This window comes from Streptomyces luomodiensis, from assembly GCF_031679605.1.
GTDB lineage: Bacteria > Actinomycetota > Actinomycetes > Streptomycetales > Streptomycetaceae > Streptomyces > Streptomyces luomodiensis.
Map to the genome: position 1 here is coordinate 955,679 of NZ_CP117522.1, position 18,909 is coordinate 974,587.

Here is an 18,909-nt window from a genome sequence, read left to right on the forward strand (position 1 = left end):
TCAGGGCAGTTCACGGTCAATGAGCTCGAACATCTCGTCGTCCGAGGCGGCTTCGAGCGCTTCCAGGGCATCGAGGGTGCCGAGGGCGTCGAGGCCCGTCGCGCCGTCCGGGTCGCCGGCCCCGCCACGGTTCCATTTCGCCAGTAGCCCACTCAGCCGTTGGGTGATCCTCTGCCGCCCTTCGTCGTCCGTGACGAGGGTGGCCAAGGTGGTGTCCAGCCTGGCCAGCTCGCCCAGGACCGGGTCGACGGTGTCGCGCCCCGGTGCGGCTCCCCCGCCCGGGGCCAGCCGTTCCAGCAGGTGGTCGGCGAGCACGGCCGCCTCCGGATAGTCGAAGACGAGGCCGGCGGGCAACCGCAGACCGGTCGCGGCGGCAAGCCGGTTGCGCAGTTCCACGGCGGTCAGGGAGTCGAAGCCCAACTCCTTGAAGCTGGTCTCCGCCTGCACGGCGTCCACGTCGGCGTGTCCGAGGACGGTGGCCGCGTGGCCACGGACCAACCGCAGCACCTCGCGGTGCTGTTCGGCCATGGACAGGCCCGCGAGTCGGGCGGCCCAGTCGATCTGCCGGTCCTCCCCGGCGGCCGCCGCGGTGCGCCGACCGCCACCGCCGCCGGTGGCGGCCAGGGCGCGCAGCGCGGCGGGCATGCTGTCGGCGGGCAGTTCGGCGAGGGTGCGGGGGGCCACGTGGGCGGCGACCAGGTGGGCGCCGCCGTGCTGGACCGCGGCGTCGAGCAGGGCCAGGCCGTGCCGGGTGGTCAGCGCCGCGACGCCGGTACGGGCCATCCGGGCCCGATCCGCCTCGGCCAGGTGGCCGGTCATCCCGCTGGCGTCGGCCCACAGGCCCCAGGCCACCGACACCCCCGGCAGTCCGGCGGCCCGGCGGTGGGCGGCGAGCGCGTCGCAGAAGGCGTTGGCGGCGGCGTAGTTGGCCTGGCCGGGGCTGCCGAGTGTGCCCGCCGCCGAGGAGAAGAGGACGAACATGCCCAGCCGCAGATGGGCGGTGGCCGTGTGCAGATGGGCGGCGGCCGTGGCCTTGGCGGTCCATACCCGCGCCAGCCGTTCGGGGGTCTGTGCGGTCACCACCGCGTCGTCCAGCACACCTGTGGCGTGGATGACTCCCGTCAGTGGATGCTCGGGGTCGACACCCGCCACCAGGTCGGCCACCGCCGAGGCGTCGGTGACATCCACGGCCGCGATCCGCACCCGTGCGCCCAGTGCCTCCAGTCGGGTGGCCAGGTCGCGGGCTCCCGGGGCGTCCGGCCCGCGCCTGCTCACCAGCAGCAGATGGCCGACCTGCCACGTGCGGACCAGGTGTTCGGCCACCAGGCCGCCCAGGGTGCCGGTGCCGCCGGTGATGAGCACCGTGCCGTCGGGGTCGACCGCGGCGGGGACGTCGAGCACCAGCTTGCCGGTGTGCCGGGCCTGGCTCAGCTGCCGTAGCGCGTCCCGCGCCCGGTCGAGCGGCCAGGGCCGTACGGGTGCGGGCCGCAGCGCTCCGGTGGCGAACAGCTCGCTCAGTTCGCGCAGCATCTCCCCGATGCGATCCGGACCGGCGTCGGGGACCAGGTCGAAGCCCCGGTAGCGGACGCCCGGGTACGCGGCCGCGAGCCGCTCCGGGTCACGGATGTCGGTCTTGCCCATTTCGGAGAGCCGTCCGCCGTCGGCCAGCAGCCGCAAGGAGGCGTCGACGAACGGCCCGGCGAGGCTGTTCAGCACCACGTCGACGCCACGTCCGCCGGTGGCCTCGCGGAACACCTCCTCGAAGTGCAGATCGCGCGAGGAGGCGCGGTGCGCGTGGTCGATGCCCATCTCCGCCAGCACACCGTGCTTGCCGGGGCCTGCCGTGGCGTAGACCTCGGCGCCCAGGTGGCGGGCGATCTGCACCGCGGCCATGCCGACGCCGCCGGTCGCGGCGTGGATCAGCACCGATTCGCCGCCCCGCAGCCCGGCCAGGTCCACCAGTCCGTACCAGGCCGTGAGGAACACCACCGGTACGGCGGCCGCCTGGCGGAAGCTCCAGCCTTCGGGGATCGGCACGACCATGCGGGCGTCCGCCACCGCCCACGGGCCGAACGCGCCCTCGAACAGGCCCATGACGCGGTCGCCCACCGCGAGCCCGGTCACTTCCGGGCCGATGTCCACGACCACGCCGGCGCCCTCGCTGCCGCGGAACACCCCGCCGCCGGGGTACATCCCGACGACGATCAGCGCATCGCGGAAGTTCATGCCCGCCGCGTGCACCGCGATCCGGACCTCTCCGGGCCCCAGCGGTTCCAGCGCCTCGGGGCAGGGCACGGGTGTCACATTGTCCACGGTGGACGCGCCGCGCACGGCCAGCCGCCACGCGGGCTGCCCCACCGGGCCCACCAGACCGCCGCTGCCCGGGCCGCCGGCGCGCATGAGCCGGGGTGCCCACACCCGGCCGGAGCCCACGGCCACCTGCGGCTCGTCCATGGCGACGGCCCTTGCCACCCCGTCCTGTACCGCCGCGCCGATCTCGTCGGGGCCGGTGGCGGCGCCGTGCGGATCGAGGTCGAGCAGGATGAACCGGTCCGGGTTCTCCGCCTGCGCACTGCGCACCAGCCCCCACACCGCGGCCCCGGCCGGGTCCACGGCCTCGGCGCCCGGGTCCTGCCCCATGGTGTCACCGGCCGCGACCGCGCCGTGTGTCACGACGACCAGGCGGCTCTCGGCCAGCCTGGGTTCGGCCAGCCAGTCCCGCAGCAGGTCCAGTGTCCGCCGTACGGCCGCGAGGGCTTCCGCTTCGGCGGCACCCGCGTCGGTGGCCGTCCGCGCGGTTGGCACGGCGGCCAGGACCACCGGTGGCACGGGCGCCTCGGCGTCGATCGCCGCGACCAGCGACGCCACGTCCGGGTGGCGGACCACACCGGGTGTGGCCCACTCGTCCTCGAAGCCCAGCGCCGCCCAGGCGCCGTCCCCGGCCACCGGCTCGGGCAGGCCCGTGCCGGCGCCGGGCGCCGTGGTGGGGAGCGGGGTCCAGCCCAGTGTGAACAGCCCGTCCACGGCACCTCGGCCGGTGGTCCGCAGCTGGTCCGTACGGGCGGGGCGCAGCACCAGCGAGTCGACCGTCAGGACCGGGTCGCCCACGGCGTCGGCCACGGTCATCCGCAGCGCCCGCTCGCCATCCGCGCCCGGCTCACGCGGGGACAGCCGGACGCGTACGGTGGTCGCTCCGGCGGCCCACAGCGACACCCCGTTCCAGGCGAACGGCAGCCACACCCGGCCGGTGTCCGGCTCCTGTCCGGGTCCGGCGGTGAGCAGGCCCGCCGGGTGCAGCGCGGCGTCCAGCAACGCCGGGTGGATGCCGAATCCGGTCCGGTCGCCCGCGGCTTCGGGCAGCGCCACCTCGGCCAGTACGTCCGGGCCGTCGCGCCACAGCTTGACGACGCCCTGGAACGCGGGCCCGTAGCCGTACCCGGCGGCCGCGGCACGCTGGTAGAAGCCGTCGGTGTCCACCGGCTCGGCGTTCGCCGGGGGCCAGGCCCCGGAGGGCTGGGGTGCCGGTGGATCCTGGGGCCCGAGTACGCCGACCGCGTGGCACACCCAGGCCGGGCCGGCGGTGGCTTCGGCGTCGTGGTCGGGCCGGGAGTACACCCGTACGTCGCGGCGTCCGTCGTCGGCGGCCTCCCTCACCACCACCTGGACGCGCAGCCCGCCCGTGTCGGGGAGGACGAGCGGGATCTGGAGGGCGAGTTCCTCCACGGTGCCGCAGCCCGCCTCGTCGGCGGCCCGCAGCGCCCATTCGACCTGGGCCGCGCCCGGCACCAGCCGGGTGCCCGCCACCACGTGGTCGCCGAGCCAGCCGGCGCCGCCACCGGCCGTCAGCCGTCCGGTGAGCAGATGGGTACTGCCGTCGGCGAGTTCCACGGCCGCGCCGAGCAGCGGGTGGTCCGATCCGACCAGGCCGAGGTCGGTGGGGTCGCCGCCACGGCCGGCGCTGCCTTCGAGCCAGTAGCGCTCGCGCTGGAAGGCGTACGTGGGCAGCGGAACCGTGCGGGGCGCGGGGTCGGTGTGGAACAGGGTGGTCCAGTCGACGTCGGTCCCGGCGGTGAACGCCTGGGCCAGGGACCGCGTCAGCTGGGCGAGATCGCCGTGGTCGCGGCGCAGGGTGGGCACGGTGACGGCGGTGACGCCGGCCCGCTCGAAGGTCTCCTGCATGCCCATGGTGAGGACGGGGTGGGTGCTGGCCTCGATGAACACCCGATGCCCGTCCGCCAGCAACGCCTCGATCGTCTCCGCGAACCGCACCCGCTCCCGCAGATTCCGCACCCAATAGCCCGTATCCAGGACGGAGGCATCGGCCCGGCCACCGGTCACCGTGGAGTAGAACGCCACCCCGGCCCCGGACACCCCGACCGGCTCCACCCCCCTGAGCACCTCGGCCAGCTCCCCGGCGATCTCATCGACCTGCGGACTGTGCGAGGCATAATCCACCTCGATCATCCGGGCGCGTTCCCCGGTGTCCCGACAGGCGGCCACGGTGGCGGCCACCTGCTCCGGCGGCCCGGACACCACAGTGGATGCGGGACCATTGACCGCGGCCACCACCACAGCGGCGACCCGGTCACCCAGCCCGGACAGCAACTCCTCCACCCGCTCACAACCCAACGCCAGCGAGGCCATGGCCCCACCACCGGCCAGCCGCCGCAACGCCCGGCTGCGCAACGCCACGACCCTCGCACCGTCCTCCAAGGACAACGCCCCCGCCACCACAGCCGCCGCGATCTCGCCCTGGCTGTGGCCCACCACAGCAGCAGGACGCACCCCGTACTCGGCCCATACGGCGGCCAGGGACACCATCACCGCCCACAACACCGGCTGCACCACATCCACCCGCCCCAGGTCGGCGGTGCCATCCACCCCCCGCAGAACATCGGTCAGCGACCAGTCGACATACGGCGCCAGCGCCCGCTCACACTCCGCCACCCGGGCCACGAACACCGGCGAAACATCCAGCAGACCGGCACCCATACCGACCCACTGCGAACCCTGACCGGGGAAAACCAGCACCGGACCCACACCACCACTCACCACCGCACCGGGGCCCACCACACCCGGATGGCTCTCCCCTGCCGCCAACGCCTCCAGAGCGGCACTGAGTTCGGCACAATTCCCGCCGACCACCACCGCACGGTGGTCGAACAGCGTGCGGGAGCGGATGAGGGACCAGCCCACCTCGGCGGACGATGCCGAGGGGCCGGTGGCCAGCCGCGCGGCCAGCGCTCGTGCCTGGTCCCGCAGCGCCGTGGCGCCCCGCGCGGACAGCACCCAGGGCACCACCCGGGGGCCGTCGGGTTCGGGCTTCGGCCGCTGCGTGTCGGGGGCCCGGTCGGGGGCCTGCTCCAGGATCACATGGGCGTTGGTGCCGCTGATGCCGAAGGAGGAGACGGCCGCGCGCCGGGGCCGCTCGGCCCGTGGCCACTCGACCGCCTCGGTCAGCAGCCGCACTCCGCCGTCGTCCCATTCCACATGCGGGCTGGGTTCGTCGATGTGGAGCGAGGCGGGCAACAGCCCGTGGCGCATCGCCATCACCATCTTGATCACACCGGCCACGCCCGCGGCGGCCTGGGTGTGGCCGATGTTGGACTTGATGGAGCCGAGCCACAGCGGACGGCCCTCCGGCCGCTCCCGCCCGTAGGTGGCCAGCAGCGCCTGGGCCTCGATGGGGTCGCCCAGAGTGGTTCCCGTGCCGTGCGCCTCCACCGCGTCCACCTCGGCCGGGGACAGCCGCGCGTTCGCCAGCGCCTGGCGGATCACCCGCTGCTGCGAGGGCCCGTTCGGCGCGGTGAGCCCGTTCGACGCACCGTCCTGGTTGACCGCCGATCCCCGGATCACCGCAAGCACCTCACGGCCGTTGCGGCGGGCGTCCGACAGCCGCTCCAGGACGAGCAGGCCGATGCCCTCGCCCCAGCCGGTGCCGTCGGCCGCCGCGGCGAACGGCTTGCACCGGCCGTCCGGGGCCAGTCCGCGCTGGCGCGAGAACTCCACGAAGGTGTTGGGGGTGGCCATCACCGTCACTCCGCCGGCCAGGGCCAGAGTGCACTCGCCCTGCCGCAGCGCCTGCGCCGCCAGATGCATGGCCACCAGCGAAGAGGAGCAGGCCGTGTCCACCGTCACCGCGGGCCCCTCCAGGCCGAAGGTGAACGCCACCCGGCCGGAGGCGATGCTCGGTGTGCTGCCGGTCATCAGACGGCCCTCGACGCCCTCCGGGGTGCGGCCGAGGAAACGGCTGCCGTAGTCGTCGTACATGACCCCGGTGATCACCGCGCTCCGACTGCCCCGCAGGCTCACCGGGTCGATGCCCGCGCTTTCGAACGCCTGCCAGGCGGTCTCCAGGAGCAGCCGCTGCTGTGGGTCGGTCGCCAGTGCCTCGCGGGGGGAGATGCCGAAGAACTCGGCGTCGAACCGTGGGGCCTCGTAGAGGAATCCGCCTTCGCGGGCGTAGCTGGTGCCGGTGTGGTCGGGGTCGGGGTCGAAGAGGCCCGCGAGGTCCCAGCCGCGGTCCCCGGGGAACTCGCCGATCGCGTCCACGCCGTCGGCCACCAGCCGCCACAGCTCCTCGGGCGAGCCGGCCCCGCCCGGGTAGTGGCAGGCCATGCCGACGATGACGATGGGATCGTCGTCGGCCGCCGCGGCGGTGGCCTCCGGCGGGAGCGGCGCCGCGGCCGGTGCGCCGGTCAGCCGCTCCCGCAGAAAGCCCACGAGGGCATCGGGGGTCGGATAGTCGAAGATGACGGTGGCGGGGATCCGGATGCCGGTGGCCGCGTTGAGCCGGTTGCGCAGGTCCAGTGCGGTGAGCGAGTCGAAGCCGAGCTCCTGGAAGGCCTTGTCCGGTTCGATGGCCTCCGGTGCCGGATGGGCGAGCACGGTGGCGACCTGATCGCGCACCAGCTCTTCGACGAGACGGTCCCGTTCCCCGGCTGGCAGCCCGGCCAGCCGCTCGGACAGGGAGTGCGCCCCGGTGGTGTGCGGGGCCCGCGTGGGGGCGTGCACCAGCCGTCGCAGCACGGGCGGAAGCGGCCCGGTGGCGGCCCGGGTGCGCAGCGCCGCGAGGTCGAAGCGCGCGGGGACGAGCGTGGGGTGGTCGGTGGTGAGTGCCGTGTCGAGCAGGGTCAGCGCCTGCTCGTTGGAGACGGGGGCGATACCGGAGCGGGCCATCCGGGCCAGGTCCGCGTCGTCCAGGTGGCCGGTCATGCCGCCGGCGGACGCCAGCAGCCCCCAGGCCAGCGCGTGGGACGCCCGCCCCTCGGCGTGGCGGTGTTCGGCGAGGGCGTTGAGGAACATGTTGGCGGCGGCGTAGTTGGCCTGGCCGCCGTTGCCCATGATGGCGGCGGCGGAGGAGAACATCACGAACGCGGCCGGATCCATGGTCCGGGTGAGCCGGTGCAGATGCCATGCGGCGTCGAGCTTCGGGGCGAGTACGGTGTCGAGCTGCTCGGGTGTCATGGAGGTGACCACGCCGTCGTCGAGCACCCCAGCGGCGTGGACGACGGCCGTCAGCGGATGTGCTTCGGGGAGGGTGGCGAGCAGCGCGGCCAGCGCCTCGGGGTCGGCGGCGTCACAGGCGGTGACGCGTACGTCCGCCGCGCCCAGCGAGGTCAGTTCGTCCGCGAAGGCGTCGATGTCCTCCGTGATGCCACCGCGCCGGCTGACCAGCAGCAGATGGCGCACGCCGTGCGCGGTGACCAGGTGCCGGGCCACCAGCCGGCCCAGCGCTCCGGTACCTCCGGTGATCAGTGCCGTGCCATCCGGGTCGAGGGCGCGGGCCGGGGTGTCGCGGTCGGGGCGGACCCTGACCAGACGGGGCACGTGGGCCGTTCCCGCCCGTACCGCCAGCTCCGATTCGGCAGCGGCCATCGCGGCCGGGAGGGCGGTGCGCAGGGCATCGCGCGACGCGGTGTCGTCGTCCAGGTCGAGCAGCCAGACGCGCTGCGGGTGTTCCGCCTGGGCGGCGCGGACCAGCCCCCAGACGGGCGCGGTGGTCAGGTCGGCGGGCGCGTCCCCGGGGCCGGTGGCGACCGCGCCGCGGGTGGCGATGACCAGCCGGGCCCCGCTGAACCGCTGGTCCGTCAGCCAGGTGCGCAGGGCGCCGAGGACGGGATGGACCGCCGCGCGGACCCGGGCGGGCGTCTGGTCCGGGTCGTCCGCCGAGGTGTCCGGTGCGCCGGGGCATGCCAGGACGACGACGTCGGGGACCGGCTCTCCGTCGTCGAGGGCGGCCCGCAGGGCGGCCAGATCCGGATGTGCCGGGAGGCCCAGGTCCGGCTCCCGCGCTCCGACGAGCACCCAGCGCGCCGTGGGCGCGGCCGCTTCGGCGGAGACCGGGTAAGGCTGCCAGTCCAGGCGGTACAGGGGGGCGTCGGCGGTGGCGGAGCGGGCGGAGCGCCAGCGGTCGGCGGGGACCTCACGCAGCCCGAGGGAGTCGATGGTGGCCACGGGCGCGCCGTGGTCGTCGGCCAGCCTCAGGGCGACGGTGTCCGGGGCGGTCGGGGTGATGCGCACGCGGAGCCGGGTGGCGCCGGGGGTGAACAGCCGCACCCCGCCGAAGGAGAACGGCAGTCGGACGGTCGCCTCCGGGCCGTCCGCCACACGGCCGCCGTGGAAAAGCTCCTCCACCGGGTGCAGGGCGCTGTCGAGCAGGGCGGGGTGCACTCCGTACGCGTCGGCCTCGCCGCGCCGTTCCGGGGCCAGTCGTACCTCGGCGAACATCTCCTCGCCGAGCCGCCACGCGGTGTGCAGTCCGCGGAAGGCGGGCCCGTAGGCGTATCCCTGGGCGGTCAGGCGCTCGTACAGGTCCGCCACGTCGACCGGGACGGCCCCGGCGGGCGGCCAGGCCGTGGTGGGCGGTTCCGCCGCGGGCGGTGGCGTGGCCGCGTCGGCCAGTACGCCGGTGGCGTGGTGGCGCCAGGCGGCCGCGCTGTCCGGGCCGTCGTCGGCGGGGCGCGAGGCGATGGTGACGGTCCGCCGCCCGGTTTCGTCGGGGGCGGTGACGGCGAGCTGGATGCGTACCGCGCCGGAGGCGGGCAGGATCAGCGGTGTCTCCAGGGTGAGGTCCTCGATCAGCTCCCGGCCGGTGTGCGCGGCGGCGAGCAGGACCAGCTCCAGCAGGGCCGTACCGGGCAGCGGGACGCTGTCCGCGATGGTGTGGTCGGCGAGCCAGCTGTGGGTGTGCGGGGACAGCCGTCCGGTGAGCAGCAGCCCACCGTCGGGTGTCTCCACGGCGGCCTGGAGCAGGGGGTGGTCGGTGGTGCCGAGGCCGACGGCGCGTACGTCGGCGGTGGCGTTCGGGGCGGGCCGCCAGTACCGCTGCCGCTGGAACCGGTAGGTGGGCAGGTCGACCCGGCCCGCGTCCTCGGGGAGGGCGGCGGCGAAGTCGACCGTGGCGCCGTCGATGTGCGTCAGGGCGAGCGCGGTCAGCAGCGTGCGGGGCTCGTCGCGGCCGGGGCGCAGGGCGGTGGCGAACACGGGGGCCGGGTCGGGGGCGTCCGAGGTGTCCTGGGCTCCGGGCGCGCCGGTGGCGAGGGCGTCCTGGGCCATGGTGGTGAGGACGGCGTCCGGGCCGAGTTCGAGGTAGCGGGTCACGCCCTCGCCGTGCAGGGTGCGCAGACCGTCGTGGAACCGTACGGGCCGGCGGACGTGGCGTACCCAGTACTCGGGGTCGCGGAGCTGTTCGGGGTCGGCCTGCCGGCCGGTGACGCCTGAGATCACCGGGATGCGCGGTGGGTGGTAGGTGAGCCGCCGGGCCACGTCGCGGAAGTCGTCGAGCATGGGGTCCAGGAGCGGTGAGTGGAAGGCGTGGCTGACGCGGAGCCGCTTGGTGCGGTGCCCCCGCTCCTTCAGGGTGCGGGCGATCTCATCGACGGTTCCGGCGGCTCCGGACACGACCACCGAGGTGGGGCCGTTGACCGCGGCGAGCGCCACGCGGTCCTCGCGGCCGGCGAGCAGCGGGACGACCTGTTCCTCAGTGGCTTCCACGGCGGCCATGGCGCCACCGGACGGCAGCGCCTGCATCAGCCGGCCGCGGGCGGCCACCAGCGCGCAGGCGTCCGGAAGGGACAGGACGCCCGCCACGTGCGCGGCCACCAGCTCGCCCACGGAGTGGCCGGTCAGGAACGACGGGGTGAGGCCGAACGACTCGACGAGCCGGAACAGCGCCACCTCGACCGCGAACAACGCGGGCTGGGCGAACGCGGTCCGGTCCAGCTCCTCGGCGTCGTCCCCGAACGCCACGCCCTTCAGGGGCCGTTCGAGATGCGTGTCCAGCGCATCGCAGACCGCGTCGAACGCCTCCGCGTACACGGGGTAGGCGTCGTACAGCCCACGGCCCGTGCCGGGGCGTTGGCTGCCCTGTCCGGTGAACATGAGGGCGGTGCCGCCGGAACGGGTCGCCGCCGTGGTCCGGGTCAGTCCGGGGTGGCTTCGGCCGTCGGCCAGCGCCCGCACGGCGGCCAGCAGTTCGTCATGGCTGTCGCCGATGGCCACGGCCCGGTGTTCGAAGGCCGACCGGGTCCGGGCGAGCGACCAGCCCACATCGGTCACGGGCAGCCCGGGGTGGGCGGTGAGATGTGCGGCGAGGGCCTCGGCCTGGTCCTGTAACGCCTGGCCGGTGCGGGCGGACACCACCCAGGGCACCACGCGGCCGCCCAGTGGCGGTGCGGTGCCCACTGGCGGTGCGGTGCCCAGTGACGGTGCGGTGCCCGCGGCGGTCGGCCCGGGGGTCCGGTCCGGTGCGGGGGGCTCGTCCGCGGGGGCCTGTTCGAGCAGCAGGTGGGCGTTGGTGCCGGAGATACCGAAGGAGGACACCGCGGCCCGGCGCGGCCGCTCGCCACGCGGCCAGCCGACCGCCTCGGTGAGCAGACGTACGGCACCGGTACCCCATTCGACATGGGGCGTGGGCCGCTTGACGTGCAGGGTGGCGGGCAGTGTCTCGTACCGCATCGCCATGATCATCTTGATGACGCCGGCCACGCCCGCGGCGCCCTGGGTGTGTCCGATGTTGGACTTGACCGAGCCCAGCCACAGCGGCCGGTCCTCGGGCCGGTCCCGGCCGTAGGTGGTGAGCAGCGCCTGGGCCTCGATGGGATCGCCGAGCCGGGTCCCGGTGCCGTGCGCCTCCACCGCGTCCACCTCGGCCGGGGACAGCCGCGCGTTCGCCAGCGCCTGGAGGATGACGCGCTGTTGGGAGGGTCCGTTGGGCGCGGTCAGACCGTTGGAGGCGCCGTCCTGGTTGATGGCCGAGCCCCGGATCAGCGCCAGCACCCGGTGGCCGTGGCGCCGTGCGTCGGACAGCCGCTCCAGCAGCACCAGGCCCACGCCCTCGGAGAAGGCGGTGCCGTCGGCGTCGGCGGAGAACGCCTTGCACCGGCCGTCGGGCGCCAGTCCGCGCTGCCGGGAGAACTCGGTGAACACGTTCGGGACGGCCATCACCGTCACCCCGCCGGCCAGGGCCAGGGTGCACTCGCCCTGCCGCAGCGCCTGGCAGGCCAGGTGCATCGAGACCAGCGAGGACGAGCACGCCGTGTCCACGGTGACCGCCGGCCCCTCCAGGCCGAGGGTGTACGCGACCCGGCCGGAGAGCACACTGGGCGCGTTGCCCGTCACCAGATAGCCCTCGGCGCTCTTGTCGATGTGCGGGGTGCCGAAACCGGGGAGCGCGGTCCCGGCGTACACGCCCGTCGAGGAGCCTTTCAGCGAGACCGGGTCGATTCCGGCGCGTTCGAGAAGCTCCCAGGCCACCTCCAGCAGCAGCCGCTGCTGCGGGTCGATCACCAGCGCCTCACGCGGGCTGATCCCGAAGAACTCCGGGTCGAACCGGTCGGCGTCATAGAGGAAACCGCCCTCACGGGCGTGGCTGGTGCCGGGGTGGTCCGGGTCCGGATGGAACAGCCCCTCCAGGTCCCAGCCGCGATCGGTGGGAAACTCCGCCATCGCGTGTGCGCCGGAGGCGAGCAGCCGCCACAGCGCCTCGGGCGAGTCGGCCCCGCCCGGATAGCGGCAAGCCATGCCGACCACGGCCACCGGCTCCTGGGAACGGTCCTCCATCTCGCGCAGCCGCTGACGCGTTTCGTGCAGATCGCCTGCCACTCGCCTCAGATAGTCGACCAGCTTCTCTTCACTAGCGTGCGTCACAGAGGGTCACCCGGCCTTCAGCGAAGGGCGCGCCACGTTGTTCATGACAGGCCAAGTTCGTTGTCGATGAATTCCAGAACCTGATCGGCGGTCGCCACCTGCAACCGCTCCACGGCGTTGCCGTCGTCCGCCTCCGCCGACGAGCACAGCGCCTTCCACTTCGACAGCAAGGTCTCCAGCCGGGCGGTGACCGCGCCGGAGTCCACGTCCTCGACAACCACGGCCGACAGGCTGTTCTCCAGCCTGACCAGCTCGTTGAGGACGGGGTGGGGTACGTCGGGGCCCGAGGCGGCCGGCTCACCGTCCGGCGAGAGCTCCCGGCGCAGATGCTCGGCCAGCACCGCCGACTCCGGGTGGTCGAAGACGAGGGCCGCGGGCAGCCGCAATCCGGTGGCGGCGGCCAGCCGGTTGCGCAGCTCGACGGCGGTCAGCGAATCGAAGCCGAGGTCCTTGAACGACGCGTCCGGCTGCACCACACCCGGATCGGCGTGGCCGAGCACCGTGGCCGCGTGGGTACGCACCAGGTTGAGCAGCAGCCGGTGCTGTTCGGCGGGCGGCAGCCCCCTGAGCCGGCCCGCCCAGTCGGTGGGCTGCCCACCGGCGGCCGCCGTGGGCCGGGGCCGTCCGCTGCCGCCGACGGTGGCGAGGGCCCGCAGCGGACTGGGCAGGGTGCCGGGGTTCTGGGCGGCGAGGGAGCCGGTGTCCAGGCGGAGCGCCAGCAGATGCGGGTGGCCGTGCCGGCAGGCCGCGTCCAGCAGCGCCAGACCCTCCTCGGTGCTGTTGGCCTTGATGCCGAGACGGCCGATCCGGGCCAGGTCGGCGTCGGCCAGCCGCGCGGTGAGACCACTGGTGGCCGCCCAGAGACCCCAGGCCACCGAGACCCCCGGAAGCCCCGTGGCCTGGCGGTGGACGGCCAGCGCGTCGCAGAAGGCGTTGGCGGCGGCGTAGTTGGCCTGGGCGGGAGTGCCGAGATCCGAGGCGAAGGAGGAGAACATGACGAACATGCCCAGCCGCAGATGCGCGGTGGCGGTGTGCAGATGGGCCGCGGCCGCCGCCTTCGCCGCCCAGGCCCGCGCCAGACGCTCCGGGGTCTGCGCGGGGAGCATCGCGTCGTCCAGCACACCCGCCGCGTGGACGACACCGGTCAGGGGGTGTGCCGGGTCGACGCCCGCGAGCACCTCGGCCACCTGCGCCGCGTCACCGATGTCGCGCGCCAGGATCCGTACGTCGGCGCCCAGGTCGGTGAGCCGGGCCGCCAGCTCCCGCGCGCCCGGCGCGTCGGGACCGCCCCGGCTGACCAGCAGCAGACGGCGAATGTGCCGGCTGCGCACGAGGTGCTCGGCCACATGTCCACCGAGGGTGCCGGTGCCGCCGGTGATGAGCACGGTGCCATCGGGATCCACCGGGGCGGGCACGTCCAGCACCAGCTTGCCCGTGTGCTTGGCCTGACTCAGATACCGCAGCGCCTCACGCGCCCGGCCGAGCGGCCACGCCCGTACCGGAGGCGGCACCAGCACACCGGAGGCGAACAACCCTCCCAGTTCTCGGAGCATTTCGCCGATACGGGATGGACCGGCGTCGGCGATCAGATCGTACGCGTGGTAGCGGACACCGGGGTGCTCGGCCGCGATCCGCTCCGCGGCACGGACATCGGTCTTGCCCATCTCCAGCAACCGGCCGCCCCCGCCCAGGAGGCGGAGCGAGGCGTCCACGAACTCCCCGGCGAGGCTGTTGAGCACCACATCGACGCCCCGGCCACCGGTGGCCTCCCGGAACGCCTCTTCGAAGGCGAGGTCGCGCGACGAGGCCCGGTGGGCCGCATCGATGCCCATCTCCTCCAGCACCCCGTGCTTCGCCGGACTCGCCGTCGCGTAGACCTCCGCGCCGAGATGCCGGGCGATCCGCACGGCGGCCGTTCCCACACCACCGGTCGTGGCATGGATCAGCACGCGCTCGCCCGCCTGGAGTCCCCCCAGCTCCACGAGCCCGTACCAGGCGGTGAGGAACACGACGGGGACGGCGGCCGCCTGCCGGAACGTCCAGCCTTCGGGGATGGGTACGACCGTACGGGCGTCCGCCACGGCCAGCGGGCCGAACGCGCCCTCGAACAGGCCCATCACCCGGTCGCCCACAGCGAGACCGGTCACGCCGGGGCCGACGTCCCGCACCACACCGGCGCCCTCGCTGCCACCGAACACCGCATCCCCGGGGTACATCCCCAACACCATCAGCGCATCGCGGAAGTTGACGCCCGCCGCGTGGACATCGATCCGAACCTGGCCCTCCCGCAGAGGTGCCAGGGCCTCCGGGCACGCCACGGGCCGCACACTGTCCACCGTCCCGGCGCCCTCGAGTCCGAGCCGCCAGGCGGACTGCCCCACCGGGACCGCCAGGCCCGCGCTCGGCGCGGCGCGCACCAGCCGAGGCATCAGCGCCCGCCCGGCGCGCAGGGCCAGCTGCGACTCGTCCATCTCGATGGCGCGCGCCACGGCGTCGGTCACGAGGTCGGCGGACACCTCGGCGTGGGGGGCGAGATCGAGCAGCAGGAAACGGCCGGGGTTCTCGGTTTGCGCACTGCGCACCAGACCCCAGACAGCGGCGCCCGCCACATCCACACCGTCGGCCACGAGGTCACCACCCGGGTCGCCGGTCGCGACGGCGCCACGCGTCACCACCACCAACCGGGCCTCGGCCAGGCGCGGCTCGGCCAGCCAGCTCCGCAACAGCTCCAGGACCCGTTCCGCCGAGGCCAGCCCGTCGGCCGCCATCCCGCCATCTCGGGCACGGACCGCCTCGGCGGGCTCGAGTGCCAGGACGACGGCGGGGGCGGGGGCGCCCGCGTCGAGCGCGCTGATCAACGCCCGCGGATCCGGATGGCATACGGCGGCGGACCCGGCCGGAGCCCGGTCCTCGGGCCCCAGGATCACCCAGCCGGTGTCGTCGGCCGTGTGATCCGCGGACCGCCCGTCGCCATTGGGCGGCGCGGGAACCGGCAAGGGGGCCCAGTCCATGACGAACAGCCCATCCCCGCCCGGCCGTTGGGCCATACGGAGCTGATCGGCGTCGGCGGACCGCAGCACCACCGCGTCGGCGCTCAGCACCGGGGCGCCCAGGGCGTCCGCCACGGTCACCCGCAGCGTACGTTCCCGCTCCGCGCTCGGCCCGTACGGAGAGATCCGCACCCGTACCGTGCTCGCCCCGGCCGCCCACAGCGACACCCCGTTCCAGGTGAACGGCAGCCACACTCGGCCATCGGGCGACCCGGCGTCGCTCGGTGAGCCATCGGTCAGCAGCACGGGATGCAGGGCGGCGTCGAGCAGCGCCGGGTGGATACCGAACCCCGTCCGCTCCCCCGCGGCCTCGGGCAGCGCCACCTCGGCCAGCAGATCCGCGCCGTCCCGCCATACCGCGCGCAGTCCCTGGAAGGCCGGACCGTACGCGTACCCCGACGCCGCGATGTGTGCGTAGAAGTCCACGGGGTCGATCGGTTTCGCACCCGCCGGTGGCCATGCCCCACCCAACTCCGCTCCTGGCGTGGAGCCGTCGGGAGGTGGGCTCAGGACGCCTTCCGCATGGCACACCCACCCGGCCGCCGTGTCGGCGTCGTCATCAGGGCGCGAGTACATCCGCACATCGCGCCGGCCATCGGCGCCCGGCCCGCCGACGACCACTTGCAGTCGGACCCCGCCACTGGGCGGCAGCACGAGCGGTACCTGGAGCGTCAGCTCCTCCACACCACCGCAGCCGACCTCATCGGCGGCCCGCAGCGCCCACTCCACCATGGCCGTCCCCGGCACCAGCGCCGCGCCCGCCACCACGTGGTCGGCGAGCCAGCCATGGGACTGCGCCGAGAGCCGTCCCGTCAGCAGATGCCCCTGGCCGTCGGCGAGCTCCACGGCGGCGCTCAGCAGCGGATGGCCCGCGGCGACCAGTCCGAGGTCGGTGGGGTCGGCACCCCGGCCACTGAGTCCGTCGAGCCAGTAGCGCTGGTGCTGGAAGGCGTAGGTGGGCAGGTCGACGGTACGCGGGGTCGGGTCGGCCGGAAACGCGGCCTTCCAGTCGACGTCGACCCCGGCGATGAACGCCTGGCCGAGGGAGTGGAGGAGCTGGGCCCGGCCACCGTGGTCACGGCGCAGTGTGGGCACCGCGACCGCCTCCACACCCGCCTGCTCAAAGGTCTCCTGCATTCCGACGGTCAGTACGGGATGCGAACTGGCCTCGATGAACACCCGGTGACCATCCGCCAGCAACGCCTCGACGGCGTCGGCGAACCGCACCCGCTCCCGCAGATTGCGCACCCAGTAGTCCGCGTCCAGGCCAGCCGCATCGACTCGGCCACCGGTCACCGTCGAGTAGAACGCCACCTCATCCGCGCCACCGACGACCGGCCGGACACCGGCCAGAACCTCGTTCAACTCCTCACGGATCTGATCCACCTGAGGACCATGCGAGGCATAGTCCACCTCGATCAGCCGGGCACGCTCCCCCACGTCCTGGCACGCGGCCACCACACCGGCCACCTGCTCCGGCGGACCAGAAACCACCGTGGACGAGGGTCCATTCACAGCGGCCACACCTACTCCACCGGCCCGATCACCAAACCCCGACAGCAGTTCCCCCGCCCGCTCCTGACCTACGCCGAGCGACGCCATCGCCCCGCCCCCGGCCAGCCGCCGCAACGCCCTGCTCCGCAACGCCACGACCTTCGCACCGTCCTCCAAAGACAGCGCACCCGCCACAACAGCCGCCGCGATCTCACCCTGGCTATGGCCCACCACCGCCGCAGGACGCACCCCATACCCCGCCCACACCGCAGCCAACGACACCATCACCGCCCACAACACCGGCTGCACCACATCCACCCGCCCCAGATCCACCGCGCCCTCCGCACCACGCAACACATCCGAAAGCGACCAATCCACAAACGGCGCCAGTGCCCGCTCACACTCCGCCGCCCGCGCCGCGAACACGGGCGACGCTTCCAGCAGCTCCGCCCCCATACCGGCCCACTGCGAACCCTGACCGGGGAAGACCAGCACCGGACCCACACCACCCGTCAACACCGCCGCACCCGACTGCACCACACCCGGATGCGACACACCCCCCGCCAACGCCTCCACACCCGCCAACAACTCCACGCGGTCAGCACCCACCACCACCGCCCGATGCTCAAACACCGACCGCGCCGTGACCAACGACCACCCCACATCCACCGACGACAGCTCGGACGCACCCCCCACCCACTCAGCCAACGCCGCAGCCTGCCCCCGCAACGCCGCCACACTCCGCCCCGACACCACCCACGGCACCACGCCCATCTCGCAGGAGACCGGAGGTTCCTCCTCAGGAGCCTGCTCCAGGATCAGATGGGCGTTCGTGCCGGAGATGCCGAACGAGGACACCGCCGCACGGCGGGGGCGTTCCAGCCGGGGCCACTCCACCGGCTCGTTCAGCAGCCGCAGCCCACTGTCCGCCCAGTCCACATGCGGGGTGGGCTGGTCAAGGTGCAGGTTCGCGGGCAGCCGGGGGTGCCGGAGCGCCATCACCATCTTGATCACACCCGCGACACCGGCCGCCGCATGCGTATGGCCGATGTTGGACTTCAGGGAGCCCAGCAGCAGGGGCCGGTCTGCGGGGCGGTTCTGGCCGTAGGTGGCGATCAGGGCCTCGGCCTCGATCGGGTCGCCGAGTTTGGTGCCGGTGCCGTGTGCCTCGACAGCGTCCACATCACCCGGCGTCAACCGTGCGTTGGCCAGTGCCTGCCCGATGACGCGTTCCTGGGCCACGTCGTTGGGTGCGGTGAGGCCGTTGCTGGCGCCGTCCTGGTTGACCGCCGAGCCCCGGATCACCGCCAGCACCCGGTGGCCGTTGCGCCGCGCCTCCGAGAGCCGCTCCAGCACCACCACGCCGACGCCTTCGGAGAAACCGGTGCCGTCCGCGTCGGCGGCGAAGGACTTGCACCGGCCGTCCGGGGCCAGTGCGCGCTGCCGGGAGAACTCGGTGAACATGATGGGGGTGGCGAGTGAGGTGACACCGCCCGCCAGGGCCAGGGTGCATTCGCCCTGCCGCAACGCCTGCACCGCCAGATGGATGGCCACCAGCGAGGCCGAGCACGCGGTGTCCACCGTCACCGCCGGCCCCTCCAGGCCGAAGGTGTAGGCCACCCGGCCCGAGATCACGCTGGTGAGTCCGCCCGTGGTGGCGTAGCCCTCGAATCCCTCCGGGATGCGCGGTGCCCGGGACAGATAGTCCTGGCTGGACACCCCGGCGTAGACACCGGTGCGGGTTCCCTTCAGCGACACCGGGTCGATACCGGCCCGTTCCAGGGACTCCCAGGCCGTCTCCAGCACCAGCCGCTGCTGCGGGTCCATGGCCAGCGCTTCCCTGGGGCTGATGCCGAAGAACGCCGCGTCGAACCGGTCCGCCGCGACAAATCCGCCCTGGCGGACGCAGCTGGTGCCGTAGTGCTCCGGATCGGGGTGGTAGAGGCGCTCCAGATCCCAGCCGCGGTCCGTCGGGAAGTCCCCGATGGCGTCGACACCCGAGACGAGCAGTTCCCACAACTCCTCCGGGGAGGTGACCCCGCCGGGGAAACGGCAGGCCATGCCGATCACGGCCACCGGTTCCTGGGCACGCTCCTCCACTTCGCGCAACCGCAGACGCGTATCGTGCAGATCGGCGGAAACGCGCTTGAGGTACTCGACCAGCTTCTCTTCGTTCGCCATGAGGGGTCACCCGGCCTTCAGCGATCGTCGCGCC

At 73.8% G+C, this 18,909-nt stretch carries 2 protein-coding genes; both read right to left on the reverse strand.

The window, feature by feature from the left end:
- Positions 1-12,150 (reverse strand): SDR family NAD(P)-dependent oxidoreductase, encoded by a 12,150-nt coding sequence (locus PS467_RS03910; RefSeq protein WP_311033998.1) that lies wholly within the window; start codon positions 12,148-12,150, stop codon positions 1-3.
- 41 nt (positions 12,151-12,191) lie between these two features.
- Positions 12,192-18,875 carry an SDR family NAD(P)-dependent oxidoreductase gene (locus PS467_RS03915; protein WP_311033999.1) on the reverse strand — a complete coding sequence of 2,228 codons (6,684 nt, stop codon included), beginning with the start codon at positions 18,873-18,875 and terminating at the stop codon, positions 12,192-12,194.
- Between the last annotated feature and the right edge of the window lie 34 nt (positions 18,876-18,909).